The 13,141-nt window shown below is 75.0% G+C and carries 12 protein-coding genes; 7 read left to right on the top strand and 5 right to left on the bottom strand.

Going from position 1 to position 13,141, the window contains the following annotated elements:
- The first annotated feature begins 63 nt into the window (after positions 1-63).
- The 3 genes from AMK19_RS00940 to AMK19_RS00930 all read left to right on the top strand — a co-directional run bounded on the left by AMK19_RS00940 (position 64) and on the right by AMK19_RS00930 (position 2,565).
- Positions 64-867, top strand: a complete 804-nt coding sequence (locus AMK19_RS00940; protein WP_073807258.1) for a GNAT family N-acetyltransferase — start codon at positions 64-66, stop codon at positions 865-867.
- Positions 868-955: 88 nt separating this feature from the next.
- A complete protein-coding gene (locus tag AMK19_RS00935) occupies positions 956-1,318 on the top strand; it encodes a YciI family protein (RefSeq protein WP_073807256.1) in 363 nt (120 codons plus the stop codon).
- Between the two features lie 5 nt (positions 1,319-1,323).
- The gene (locus tag AMK19_RS00930) at positions 1,324-2,565 is read left to right on the top strand and encodes an RNA polymerase sigma factor (protein ID WP_073807255.1); all 1,242 of its coding nucleotides are present in this window, start codon (positions 1,324-1,326) and stop codon (positions 2,563-2,565) included.
- Here the strand turns inward: AMK19_RS00930 and AMK19_RS00925 are convergent.
- Positions 2,553-3,737: an ROK family transcriptional regulator gene (locus AMK19_RS00925; protein ID WP_073807253.1), complete on the bottom strand. Its 1,185-nt coding sequence runs from the start codon at positions 3,735-3,737 to the stop codon at positions 2,553-2,555. The genes AMK19_RS00930 and AMK19_RS00925 overlap by 13 nt on opposite strands.
- Positions 3,738-3,898: 161 nt before the next feature.
- On the opposite strand from AMK19_RS00925, the gene AMK19_RS00920 reads away from it, so the two are divergent.
- From AMK19_RS00920 to AMK19_RS00905, 4 genes are all read left to right on the top strand, one after another.
- Positions 3,899-4,126: a hypothetical protein gene (locus AMK19_RS00920; protein WP_073807252.1), complete on the top strand. Its 228-nt coding sequence runs from the start codon at positions 3,899-3,901 to the stop codon at positions 4,124-4,126.
- Positions 4,127-4,270: 144 nt separating this feature from the next.
- Positions 4,271-5,779, top strand: a complete 1,509-nt coding sequence (locus AMK19_RS00915) for an LCP family protein (protein WP_073807250.1) — start codon at positions 4,271-4,273, stop codon at positions 5,777-5,779.
- A gap of 44 nt (positions 5,780-5,823) precedes the next feature.
- Entirely contained in the window at positions 5,824-6,426 is a 603-nt protein-coding gene (locus AMK19_RS00910; protein WP_073807248.1) for a hypothetical protein, read from the top strand.
- A gap of 102 nt (positions 6,427-6,528) precedes the next feature.
- Positions 6,529-7,290 (top strand): AfsR/SARP family transcriptional regulator, encoded by a 762-nt coding sequence (locus AMK19_RS00905; protein WP_073807247.1) that lies wholly within the window; start codon positions 6,529-6,531, stop codon positions 7,288-7,290.
- Here AMK19_RS00905 and AMK19_RS00900 read toward each other — a convergent pair.
- From AMK19_RS00900 to AMK19_RS00890, 4 genes are all read right to left on the bottom strand, one after another.
- Positions 7,265-8,308, bottom strand: a complete 1,044-nt coding sequence (locus AMK19_RS00900) for a hypothetical protein (protein ID WP_073807245.1) — start codon at positions 8,306-8,308, stop codon at positions 7,265-7,267. The two genes, AMK19_RS00905 and AMK19_RS00900, sit on opposite strands and share 26 nt — an antisense overlap.
- A gap of 86 nt (positions 8,309-8,394) precedes the next feature.
- Positions 8,395-11,385: an AfsR/SARP family transcriptional regulator gene (locus AMK19_RS00895; RefSeq protein WP_143200003.1), complete on the bottom strand. Its 2,991-nt coding sequence runs from the start codon at positions 11,383-11,385 to the stop codon at positions 8,395-8,397.
- A gap of 109 nt (positions 11,386-11,494) precedes the next feature.
- A complete protein-coding gene (locus AMK19_RS35780) occupies positions 11,495-11,641 on the bottom strand; it encodes a hypothetical protein (protein WP_158071848.1) in 147 nt (48 codons plus the stop codon).
- A gap of 146 nt (positions 11,642-11,787) precedes the next feature.
- Complete coding sequence (locus tag AMK19_RS00890) at positions 11,788-13,140, bottom strand: MFS transporter (RefSeq protein ID WP_083646416.1); 1,353 nt, start codon at positions 13,138-13,140, stop codon at positions 11,788-11,790.
- Between the last annotated feature and the right edge of the window lies 1 nt (position 13,141).

Raw genomic sequence — 13,141 nt, 5'->3', positions numbered from 1 at the left:
ACGCCACCGCCGGTCGGAAGAATTGGCCGGAAAGCACTTACCAAGATCCTCTACCCTCGCCTGATGACCGACCTGACCACGGCCCTGCTCGCGGCCTACGACGAGCACCTGCGCGGCCTCGGCCCCGCCCGCGACGGCGAGATCCAACAGGCCGACGGCCCGCTGCTGCGCAAGTCCGGCGGCTTCCGCGGCTTCGTCACCTCGCCCACCGCCGACCTCGGCCTGCGCGGCCAGGAACTCGACGAACTGATCGCCCGGCAGCGCGACTTCTTCGCCGCCCGCGGCGAAGCCGTCGAGTGGAAGACCCGCGGCCACGACCTGCCCGCCGACCTGCCGCAGCGGCTGACCGCGGCCGGGTTCGTCGCCGAGGCGCCGGAGACCGTCCTGATCGGCCTGGCCGCCGAACTCGCCACCCCGACCCCCGCGCCCGAGGGCATCACGCTGCGCCGGGTCACCGCCCGCACCGACATGCGGCGGATCGCCGCCCTGCAGAGCGAGGTGTGGGGCGAGGACTGGTCCTTCCTGGTCGGCGACCTGACCGAGAACGCCGCCGCCGATCCCGACGGCTTCCTGGTGGTCGTCGCCGAGACCGACGCCCCCGCCCCCGAGGTGGTCTCCGCCGCCTGGCTGACCCGCGCCCCCGGCACCGAGTTCGCCGGCCTGTGGGGCGGGTCCACCCTCGCCGCCTGGCGCGGGCGCGGCATCTACCGCTCACTGGTCGCGCACCGCGCCCGCTGGGCCCTGGAACACGGCATCCGCTACCTCCAGGTGGACGCCTCGCCCGACAGCACCCCGATCCTGGGCCGCCTCGGCATGCACGCCGTCACCACCACCACGCCCTACGTGTGGACCCCGCCCGCGTCCTGAAAGATTTCCCCGCAGGCGTGTAGAGGAGCCGCTCCCCGCTCCGACCACCGGACGACAGCACCCGACGAGCACGAAGGACGTGGTCCCCGTGAAGTACCTGCTGATGACGTACGGCAACCAGGAGAAGTGGGCGTCCGTCTCCGCCGAGGAGTGGCCGGAGGCGATCGCCCAGCAGGACGCGTTCAACGCCCGCTACCGGGAGACCGGCGAACTGATCGGCGCGTACGGCCTCGGCGACGCGGCCGCCAGCCGGCTGGTGCGCCGCCAGGAGGGGCTGCCCGCGGTCAGCGACGGCCCCTACCTGGAGACCAAGGAGTACATGGCGAGCTTCTACCTGCTGGACTGCGAGAGCGAGCAGCGGGCGCTGGAGATCGCCGCCGACATGCCGTGGGCGGACCGGGAGCCGGTGGAGCTGTGGCCGATCCTGCACGAGACGCCGATGGACAGCTGAGCCGCGTGGACGACCGTACGGCCACCGACCAGGACCTGCTGCGCGCCCTCGCACCGCGGGTCCTGGCGGCGCTGCTGCGCCGCCACCCCGGCGCGTTCGACAGCTGCGAGGACGCGGTGCAGGAGGCGCTGCTCGCGGCCGCCACGCAGTGGCCGCAGCAGGGCCGGCCGGAGAACCCGCGCGGCTGGCTGGTCACGGTGGCCGCCCGCCGGCTGGTGGACCTGGTGCGCGCCGACCGGGCCCGGCGCGAACGCGAGGAGCGGATGTTCCTGGCCACGCCGCAGTCGGAGCTGCTCGGCCGGGCCGCCGACGCCGACCCCGCCGCGGACCGGGACGACTCGCTGGCGCTGCTGTTCCTGTGCTGCCACCCGGCGCTGACCGCGCCCAGCCGGATCGCGTTGACCCTGCGCGCGGTCGGCGGCCTGAGCACCGCGCAGATCGCGGCGGCGTTCCTGGTGCCGGAGGCGACGATGGCGCAGCGGATCAGCCGGGCCAAGCAGACCATCCGCGGCTCGGGGCTGCGGTTCGTCCTGCCGGAGCCGGGCGAGACGGCGGAGCGGCTGCGCGAGGTGCTGCAGGTGCTGTACCTGGTGTTCAACGAGGGCTACACGGCCACCTCCGGCGAGGACCTGACGATCCCCCGGCTGTCCGACGAGGCGATCCGGCTGACCCGGCTGCTGCACCGGCTGCTGCCCGCGGACACCGAGGTGATGGGCCTGCTGGCGCTGATGCTGCTCACCGACGCCCGGCGGCCGTCCCGCACCGGCCCGGGCGGCGAGCTGGTGCCGCTGGCCGAGCAGGACCGGACGCGCTGGGACGCGGCGGCGATCGCCGAGGGCGTGGCGCTGGTGGAGCGGGCGCTGCCGCACGGCCGGGTGGGGCCGTACCAGTTGCAGGCGGCGATCGCGGCGCTGCACGACGAGGCGCCGGACGTGGCGGCCACGGACTGGCCGCAGATCCTGGCGCTGTACGACCTGCTGGTGCGGGTGGCGCCCGGTCCGATGCCGGAGCTGGGCCGGGTGGTGGCGCTCGCGGAGGTGCACGGCGCGGAGCTCGCACTGAAGGAACTCGACGCGCTGGAAAGGGCGTTGGGCCGCCACCACCGCTTCCTGGCGGTACGGGCCGAGCTGCTGGCCCGCACCGGCGCGACGGAGGCCGCGGCGGAGGCGTTCCGCCGGGCGTCCGCGCTGGCGCCGAGCCTGCCGGAGCGCCGTTTCCTCGCCGAGCGCGCCCGTCAGCCCGGTTGAGCGGCGGTGGCGATCGCGGCGTCGATCGCTCCGTACAGCTCCGAGCGCAGGCCGAGCCGGCTGGCCCGGATCTCGACGGCCTCGGCGACCGCGGGCTGCGCGTGGCGGTCCACGGACTCGCGGATGCCGTTGATCAACGGCTGTCCGGCCAGGCCGAGTTCGCCGCCGATCACGATGGCGGCGGGGTTCAGGCAGTTGACCAGGTCGGCGAGGACGCGGCCGATGGTACGGCCGGCCTCGCCGATGACGCGGGCGGCGGCGGGGGTGTCGGCGAGCTCGCCGAGCGGCGGCAGGTCGACGGCCTCGCCGGGGCGGGCGCCGGGGGCGAGGACGTGGGCGAGGCGGCGGCGGACCTCGACGATGGACGCGACGGACTCCAGGCAGCCGCGGTTGCCGCAGCGGCACCAGGTGCCGGTGTCGGGGAGCTGGATGTGGCCGATCTCGCCGGAGATGCCGCTCGCGCCCCGGTAGATCCGGCCGTCGAGCAGCAGGCCCGCGCCGATGCCGGTGGAGGCCTTGACGTAGATCAGGTCGTTGACGACGCGCCCGCCGCTGTGGGCGCGTTCGCCGCGGGCGCCCATCTCGGCGTCGTTGCCGACGGTGACGGGGCGGCCGAAGAGCCGGCCGAGTTCGGCGGCCGGGTCCATGCCGATCCACTGGGAGAGGGTGGAGGGGGCGCGGACCACGTTGGTGCGGGTGTCGAGGGCGCCGGGGATGCCGGCGGCGACGGCGGTGATCGCGTCCAGGGTGTGGCCGGCGTCGGCGAGCGCCCGGTCGGCGAGGGCGCGGGCGGCGTCCAGGACTTCGCGGGGGTGGTTGTCCACGTCGAGGCCGGCGGTGGCCTCGCCGAGCACCGCGCCGGTGGTGTCGGCGACGGCGGCGGTGACGTGGGTGTGCCCGAAGTCGAGGGCGAGGACCAGGGCGTGGGCCCGGCGCAGGGTGACGGCGGCGGCGCGGCGGCCGCGTCCCGAGGTGGCGACGGCGGTGGTCTCGTCGGCCAGGCCCTCGCCGATCAGGTCGGTGACGGCGCTGCTGACGGCGGACCGGGAGAGCCCGGTGAGCCGGCTGATCTCGGCGCGGCTGAGGGTGCCGTGTTCGCCGAGGACGGCGAGCAGGGCGGCGCGGGTGCGCAGGCGGCGGGCCGAGGGTGCCGGGTGGGCGGGGGCGGTCATGCGCGGAACGGTAGCGGACAGCGACCGGACATACACCGTTGAACGGATTATTTGATTGGGGACTTGTCCTCTTGACGGAGGAATTGGCCTATACCTATGGTCGGAGACAGCTCCCTGTCGCCCAGGAGAGCAGCATCTCGCACGCCGGGAGAGGAAGGCCCATGGACATCGCCCGGAGCCGCCACCGCTGGTGCGTCGAGATCCCGCACGCCAACGAACTCCGCGCCGGCAGCCAGCTGTTCATCGTGGACGCCCCCGCCGAGGACGACGCCCGGCGCACCGCCATCGAACGCGCCGAGTCCGTCGACGCCCGCCGCCACCGCCGCGGCGCCGCCCTGGACCTCGCCCGGGCCACCGTCGTCCACCTCGCCCTGCTGCACACGCACTGATCCCCCGCCCGGGGCACCGCCCCGGCACGAACTCCGCGCCCGGTGTGACTTCACCCGGGCGCATTTGTATGCTTCGCTGAACCTCTACAGCACTGTAGAAGTTCGGACCGGCATCCCGCCGACCCCGACGGCGAAGGGTGCGTCATGTCTGCACGCAGGGCGGAGGCCCGCTCCACCGGATCCGGGCGCGGCCGCAAGGTCCGCCGGATCGCGCTGTGGACCACCGCGGGCGTCGCCGCACTCGCCGTCACCGCCGGCGGCCTGGTCTACTACCGGCTCAACGGCAACCTGAGCACCTTCGACAGCGCCGGCATCGCCAAGGACCGCCCCGACGCCGCCAGCGCCGACGCCCAGGGACGCGTCCCGATCAACCTGCTGCTGATCGGCTCCGACTCCCGCTCCGGCAGCAACAAGGACCTCGGCGGCGGCCAGGAGGGCGGCGCCCGCTCGGACACCGCGATCCTGCTGCACGTCTACGCCGACCACAAGCACGCGGTCGGCGTCTCCATCCCGCGCGACTCCCTGGTGGCCATCCCGTCCTGCCTGCTGCCGAACAAGAACTGGACCAAAGCGCAGACCAGCGCCATGTTCAACAGCGCCTTCTCGGTCGGCGACACCGAACAGGGCAACCCCGCCTGCACCCAGAACACCGTGGAGAAGCTCACCGGGCTGCGCATCGACCACACCATGGTGATCAACTTCCAGGGCTTCGCCGACATGACCAGCGCCGTCGGCGGCGTCGACGTCTGCCTGCCCAAGGCCGTCTACGAGGGCGACCTCGACCCGAACCTCGGCCACCGCGGCAAGCTCCTGTTCAACCAGGGCCACCAGAAGATCTCCGGCCAGGCCGCCCTCGACTACGTCCGGATCCGGCACGGCCTCGGCGACGGCTCCGACATCGGCCGCACCAAGCGCCAACAGGCCTTCCTCTCCTCGCTGATCAAGCAGGTCAAGTCGGAGGGCATGAACCCCGTCGCACTGCTGCCGCTGGCCGACGCCGCCACCAAGTCGCTCACCGTCGACGAGGGCCTCGGCTCGGCGCAGAAACTCGTCGACTTCGCGATGTCCCTCAAGGACATCGACCTGCACGACATCAAGTTCCTCACCGTGCCCTGGCGTTACCAGGGCGAACGGGTCGCCCTGGTGCACCCCGACGCCGACCAGCTGTGGGCGGCGCTCAAGGCCGACCGCACCCTCGACGGGCAGGACGCCTCCGCCGGCCCCTCGCCCGCCGACAGCCCCAGCCCCAGCCCGACCGCCGCGCCGACCAAGGTCGACGGGGCCGGCATCCGGGTCGCCGTCTACAACGGCACCTCCACCACCGGGCTCAGCACCAAGGCCGCCGAGGCACTGGAGGGCTCCGGCTTCACCGTCACCGGCCGGGCCAACGCCGCCTCCCGCACCCACACCACCACCCTCGTCGAGTACGGGCCCGGCGAGAAGGCCCAGGCCGAGAAGGTCGCCGAGCTGTTCCCCGGCGCCTCCCTGCAACCCGGCACCCACGCCGGCCTCTCCGTCACCCTCGGATCGGACTACGCGGCCGGCGGCGGCACCACCGCCGCCCCGCCGCTGCCCACCGGCCCGCTTCCCACCAGCGTCAGCCAGGCCCGCTCTGCCGACGACGACGCCTGCTCCGACCTCACCTTCGGCTGACACCGCGGCCGACCGGCACCCGACCACCACAGGGGACAGCAGCGATGGACCCGCTCTCCGGACACGGCCCCACCCAGCAGGACCGCGCCGACTTCGAGTACGCCCTCGGCCGGGCCCTCGCCGACCCCGCCGTGCGCGCCGCACTGGCCGGCGACCGCGCCCAGGACGCCCGGCTGCGGGCCCTCGCCCGGCAGCGCACCGCCGAGATCCTGGCCACCGCCGAACCCGAGTACCTGACGTACCGCCGGCTCCGCGACGCCGCACCCGACGCACCCGGCACCGCCCCCGAGCCCGGCGAACGGCTCTCCGGCTGGTTCGGCGCGCTCGCGCTGGTGGTGCCGATCGTCACCGGCAGCGCCGCCGCCGTGTTCTTCCTGCTCGCCGCCCTCATCGGCCTGTCCGGCCCGCACGCCGCCTCCGCCGACGTGCTGCGCACCGTCGCCTGGAGCACCGTCGCCGCCGCCGTCGCGAGCGCCGTGATCGGCCTGCTCGGCCTGCTGTTCAGCGCCGCCCGCCAGCGCGCCGTGCCCCCCGAGGACCCGCACCGCACCGAGGAGCTGTCCGACGCCCGCACCGCCTGGCGCACCGCCCTGCTGCACCGCGGCCTGGTGCCCTTCCTGCTGGCCGGGCTGCGCCCCGCCGACTGAGCGATATCGGGCCGATATCGGGGTGATGACGTGCCCTTCTATCGTCGGTCGGGCAGGCGGCCCCGGAGCGCGGGCCGCCCCGGGCACGGGGAGGGCGACGCCATGGAGTTCCGGATTCTCGGTCCGGTCCACCTGCTGGCCGACGGCCGGGAGGACACACTCAGCGGCACCAAGCAGCGGACGATGTTCGCCGCACTGGTCCTGGCCGAGGGCCGGGTGGTGTCGGACGAGCACCTCGGGCGGATGCTCTGGGACGACCGCCCGCCCGGCACGGCCGCCGCGCAGATCCACACCTACGCCTCGCGGATCCGGCGACGGGTCGGCCCCGACGTCCCGCTGGTGCGGATCCGGTCCGGCTACCGACTGCTCGCCCCGCACGTGCCCTGCGACCTCACCGCCTTCGGCGACCTCTCCGACCACGGCTTCCGGGCGCTGCGCGCACAGCGCTTCGAGGACGCCGCCGAACACCTGCGGGCCGCCCTGGAGTGCTGGAACGGCGAGGCACTGGCCGATGTGACGGACCACCTGGCCGCCACCGAACGCCCGCGCCTGGAGGAGACCCGACTCGCGGCCCTGGAGGCCCGCATCGAGGCCGACCTGATCACCGGCCGACACCGCCGGCTGATCTCCGAACTGACCGGCCTGGTCGCCCGCCACCCGATGCGCGAACGCTTCCGGGCGCTGCTCATGACGGCGCTGTTCCGCTCCGAACGGCAGGCCGAGGCAGTGTCGCTCTACCTGGCCGGGCGACGCCTGCTCGTCGACGAACTCGGCGTCGAACCCGGGAAGTTGCTGGCCCGGACGTACCAGGAGATCCTGAACGGCGAGGTGCGGACCGTCATGCCACACCGGCCTGCGCACTGACCTCCGGGCCGGTGCAGAAGGTGAGCAGCCGGGCCCCCGCGCCGAACGCCACGGCGAGCAACTCCTCGGCCGGATAAGGGTCGAGGACCGGCGGCGGCTCCAGCAGCAGCCGGTGCAGGCGGACCAGCAGCGCCCGCAGCGCCGTGCGCAGCCACAGCGGCCCGACCGCCACGCCGGCCGACCAGAGCGCGAGGCAGGCCGCCGCGGCGTACAACGTCTCGTAGGCGGCGGCCAGTTCACAGCCCGTCGGACTGCCCTCCGGCTCGGTCGGCAGCTCGGCCATCCGCCGGTGCAGCTCGTCGCCCGCCGCCAGCAAGGACTTCGCCAGGCTCTGCACCTCCGCCCCGGCGGCCTCCAGCGCCGGACCGCCGACCAGCCCGGGCAGCGCCTGGACGGGGCTGCACCCGCCCCGGGGCCGCGCCTCCGACCCGGACCCGGACCCGGCCCCGCCCTTGTCCACATCCTCGTCCTCGTCCTCGTCCTCGTTCGCGACGGGCAGCGGGGCGCCCAGCCGAAGGGCCTCGGCCAGGCCCGGACCGTCCACCGCCTCGGACGCGAACCCGTGGACCAGCCACGGGAATTGGGCGACCACCGTGCCGCGCAGCCGCTCCGCCCCGGCCGCCCGGACGGCCGCCGGGCGGGCCAGCGCGGACGTCGCCTCGACGACCAGCGCCGGCACCAGCGCCGACACCACCGGCAGGGTGAGCTCCGCCTCGGCGGGCAGCACGTGCGCACTGCGGGCCGCCAGCCGGGTGGCCGCCTCGGCGGCCCCGATCAGCGCCGCGGCCCGGCCCAGCGCGTGCGCGTCGGCCGCCCCGACCGGGCCGTCGCGCAGCGCCTCCCGCAGAGCCCGCTCACCGGCGTCCAGGTTCCACGCCCAGCCCACCACGTGCAGCGCCAACGGGCCCGCGCCGGCAGCGGCCGGGTCGTGGTTCACCAGCGCCCGCAGGGTGCTCGCGGTACGGGCCGCGAACGGCGTGAGAGCGTCGGCGGGGTGCGGCTCGGCACCACTGGTCATCGCCGGCTCCTTCGGGCAGCGGGGCAGCTGCCCCCACCCTGCCCCGGCGGTCTATACACCGCCGATACCGCCGCGCCGACCGGCCCTCACAGCACCGCCAACTCCTGTTCCACCAGCCCGAGATCGCGATCCGCGCCACTGGCCCGGAACAACCCGGCGGCCCACTCCAGCCGCTCCCGGGCCTCCTCGACCCGGCCCAGCGCGACGGCGGCCCGCCCGAGCGCCGCACCCACCCGGCCCTCGACCACGACGGTCCCGGTCCGGCCGGCCAGCTCCAGGGCGCCCAGCAGCTCGGCATGCGCCTCGCCCGCCCGTCCGCGCCGCAGCATCGTCTCGCCCAGGCCGAGCCGGGCATGGACGGAGCCCAACAGGTCGCGCCTGGCCGTCACCACCCGGAGCACCACCTGGAGTGCGCGCTCCGCCTCCTCGAACCGTTCCAGCGCCAACAGGGCCCGGGCGTACCGGAAGTGGACCTGCGCGGTGACCCCGGTCTCCCCGATCCGCCGGGCGACCGCCACCGCCTGCTCGGCGTACCCCAGCGCCGCCCCGGGCCGCCCGAGGTCCAGCTCACCCTGCGCCAGGAAGCCGAGCACGTGCGCCTCGCAGGACAGGTCGCCCACCGCCCGGAACAGCCCGACGGCCTCGGTGAGCCGCGCCCGCGCCGAGACCAGATCACCCTGGACGCGGTCCAGCACGGCCAGCGATCGCACCGCCAGGGCCCGCCCGTGCTCCTCCCCGATCTGCTCGAACAGGGCCTGCGCCCGGAGCAGCGGTTCGGCGGCCGAGAGGTGCCGGATGCCGATCCAGCGTTCGCCCAGCGACTCCAGCACCGCGGCCTCGCCACGCAGATTCCCGGCCGCCCGGGTCGCGGCCAGCGCGCGGTCGCAGCAGAACTGCCAGTCGTCCAGGTACTCCCTGGTCTCGAACAGCACGACGGTGCAGCTCAGCAGGTCCCAGGCCAGCTCGTCCCGCCCCAGCCGGGCGGCCTGGTCGATCGCCGCGATCAGCGACAGCCGCTCCGCCTCGAACCACTCCAGCGGATCCGCCGTCAACTCCTCCAGCAGCTGCGCGTCCAGCTCCAGCCGCGGGGTGGAGCCGTGGATCAGCGCGAAGTCGCCGCCGTACTCCGCCCGGTGGGCGTGCTCGGCGACGGTCAGCCAGCCGCGCAGCGCCCGGTCCAGGCTCCGCGCCCGCTCGTCCTCGCTCTCCTCCGCCCGGAGCCGCTCGCGGGCGAACAGGCCCAGCAGGTTATGCATTCGGAAGCGCAGCTGGCCGGTGCCGTCGGTGCCGGTGACCTCCAGCAGCTGGACGTCCACCAGGTGCTCCAGCAGCCGTTCCGCCTCGAACGGGTGGACGTCGAGCAGTGCGGCGGCCGTCCAGACCGTCACGTCGGGCGCCTCGAGCAGCGCGAGGCGGCGGTACAGCCGGGCCGCGTCCGGCGCCAACTGCCGGTAGCTGACCGCGAATCCGGCCCGGACCTGGGCCTCGCCCCGGCTCAGCTCGTCCAGTCGGCGGCGCTCGTCGGCCAGCCGGGCCACCAGGTGACGCACGCTCCAGTGCGGCTTCGACGCCAGCCGGGCGGCGGCGATCCGCAGCGCCAGCGGCAGCCGGTCGCACAGCTCGGCCAGCCGTTCGGCCTGCTCCGGGTCGGCCGCGATCCGGTCCTCGGGGACGATCCGGCCCAGCAGCTCGACCGCCTCCGCCGGTGGCAGCACGCCGAGTTGGACGCGCACCGCGCCGTAGCGGAGCATCAGCTGTTCCATCGGCTCGCGGCCGGTGACGACCACGCAGCACTGCCCGGTGCCGGGCAGCAGCGGGCCGATCTGCGCCGCCGAACGGGCGTTGTCCAGCACCACCAGGACCCGGCGACCGGCCAGCAGGCTGCGGTACAGCTCGGTGCGTTCGCCGGTGTCGGCGGGGATCTGCTCGCTCGGTACGCCGAGGGCGCGCAGGAAGCGGCTCAGCACGTCGGCGGCCGTGGTCGGCTCGCGGGTCTCGTCGTGGCCGCACAGGTCGACGTACAGCCGGCCGTCCGGGAAGCGGGCGGCGACCCGGTGCGCCCAGTGCACGGCGAGGCCGGTCTTGCCGACGCCCGCGACGCCGGTGATCAGGCCGATGCCGGGCGGCTGCTCCTCCGAGCGGCCCTCGGCCAGCCGGTCGAGCGTCGCGGTCTCGGCGGCCCGGCCAGTGAAGGCCGGCACGTTCGGCGGCAGGAAGGACGGCGTCGGCTGTGCGACGGCGAGCGGAGTCGGGGCCGGTTGCGGGGCCGGTGCGGGTGCGGGTGCGGGTGCCGGTTGCGCGCCGTCGTCGGGCCGGCCGAGCGCGGGGTCGTCGCGCAGGATCGCGTCGTGCAGACGGCCCAGGTCGGGGCCGGGCTCCAGACCGAGTTCCTCGACGGACCGCCGGCGGCCCTCGCGGAAGGTCTCCAGTGCCTCCGCCCGCCGCCCGGCCCGGTACTGGGCCCGCATCAGAACGTGCCGGGCACGCTCGCGCAGCGGGTGCTCGCGGACCACCGGCGTCAGTCCCCCGATCACCTCCAACTGCCGTCCGAGGGCGAGGTCGATCTCGGCGAGCGCCTCCAGGCAGGACACCCGCGTCTCCTCCAGGCGGCCCGCCTCGTCCTCGACCTGCCGCCCGGCGACGCCCTCCGCCACCGACCCGCGCCACAGGCCGAGCGCACGCGCGTACAGCACGCCGGCCTCGGCGGTGCGCCGGCCGGCGGCCGCCTGCTCGGCCTGCCGGACCAGTTCCTGGAAGACCAGCAGGTCGATCCGGTGGCCGGCCGAGTTGAGCTGGTACCCGGGGTGGACGGTGGAGATCAGGGCGTCGCCGCAGCCCTGCGCGCGGAAGACCTTGCGCAGGCCCGCGACGCAGATCGCCACCTGGGTGCGGGCGGTGGCCGGCGGGTCCCCCTGCCAGACCGCCTCGACCATCGCGTCCACCGACACCACGGTGTCCGGGGACAGCAACAGCAGGGCCAGGATGGCGCGTTGGCGCGGACCTCCGACGGCCGTGCGCCGGCCGTCCGTGACGACGGACAGCGGGCCCAGCAGGCCGAATTCGATCCGCGCGGCCACCCGATCCCCCCGTTCGCCGGACGTCCCTCCCCGATGCGTGCGCCCCGCGCGGGAGGAAGTTGCACGCCTCTTCCCGCAGTCGATCACAGTACCGGCGCTCCTCGGGCCGTTACGACCGGCTGCTCGCCAGGTCCGGCGGGCGGATCCGCAGCCCCGCCGAGGCCGGGAGCAGCGCCGCGACCAGCGCGAGCACCAGGCCCAGGCCGGTGGAGTCCGGCCGGCGCACCCCACGGCCGGTGGAGTCCGGCCGGCGCACCCACGGCAGGCGGAACGCCGCGGACTGCGCGGTGCGGGCTGCGCGGTGCGGACTGCGCGGTGTCGAGGATCCGGTTCCGACCGGGTCGTGCGCGAGCGTGCCGGGCAGATCGTGATCGATTGGGCTATCGGCCGTCTACACGCGCCCTATATCGGGTCGGGGACCGCCCGATCGGGGACCGCCCGGTCGGGGACGCGGGTCAGCCTACGGATCGGGCGGGCCAGCAGCAGCGCGGCGGCGCAGAGGACGGAGACGGCGAGGCCGGCCAGCAGCACGGGCGTGGTGCCGAAGGCATGGGTGGCGGGCCCGGCCAGCGCGGAGCCGATCGGATAGAGGCCCACGGACCCGGCCACCTCGTAGGCGTGAACCCGGTTGAGGACCTCGCCGGGCACCTGGGTCTGCACGCTGGTCGCCCACATGACGCCCCAGACGCCGATGCCCGCACCGACGCAGACCTGGGCGGCGGCGAGCAGCCAGACCGGCGCGTCGAGGGCCAGCGCCAGCGGATAGAGCGGGTAGGCGAACATCGCGACGGCGCCCGCCGCCAGCGGACGGGCCGGCTTCCAGCGGATCGCGATCAGGCCGCCCACCACCGTCCCCGCCCCGAGCGCGCAGTTGACCAGGCCGAACGCCGTCGCGCCGTACCGCGGGACGATCAGCCCGGCGGCCAGGGAGAGTTGCGGGCCCCAGGCGAGGACCGCGTAGAACATCCAGATCAGGATCACGCCCCACAGCCAGCTCCGGGCCCGGAACTCCCGCCAGCCGACCACCAGGTTGCGCCACAGCCCGTCCCCGGCCGGCGGCGCGGGCACCTTGCCGAGGCGCAGCGCGAACAGGCAGCTCGCGCTGGTCGCGTAGGCGAGCGCGGAGATCGCCATCACCCAGCCCGTCGAGCCGAACCCGACCAGCACACCGGCCAGCGCGGGCCCACCCAGACCGGTGATCGCCTCGGACATCCGCAGCACCCCGTTGGCGCCCTGCACGTCCCGGGCGATCAGCGGCACGGTCGACGAAGCGCCGGGCTGGAACAGGGCGTTGGCGGTGCCGGCCACCACCAGCAGCGCGTACAGCTGCCACAGGTGGTCGATGCCGTGCAGGAAGAGCACGGCGAGCAGGACGTGCGCGGCGAGGTTGGCCAGATCCGCGACGATCATCATCCGGCGGGCCGTGAACCGGTCGGCGAGCACCCCGCCGAACAGCACCAGCCCGGCGAACGGGCCGACCAGGAACGCCATCGCGTACCCGGCGGTGTCCAGGCCGCGGCCGCTGCCGACCAGACCGGCCGAGACGGCGACCGGCAGCATCGCCCAGCTGAGCAGGCCCGCGCTGCGGGCGGTGAACCAGTAGCGGAAGTTGCGGGACCAGATCGCCGGCTCGGCGGCGGCGACGGCCCGGGCGGCGGGTGCCCGGGCGGGGGCGGGAGTGTCGGTGGCGGTTGCGGGCGTGTCGGTGGCGGTTGCGGGCGTGTCGGTGTCGGTGTCGGCGAGGCAGTCGGACACG

The organism is Kitasatospora sp. CB01950, from assembly GCF_001905465.1.
Classification (GTDB): Bacteria; Actinomycetota; Actinomycetes; order Streptomycetales; family Streptomycetaceae; genus Kitasatospora.
The sequence above is the reverse complement of the archived record's forward strand: the minus strand, read 5'-3'. Positions and strand labels throughout refer to the sequence as shown.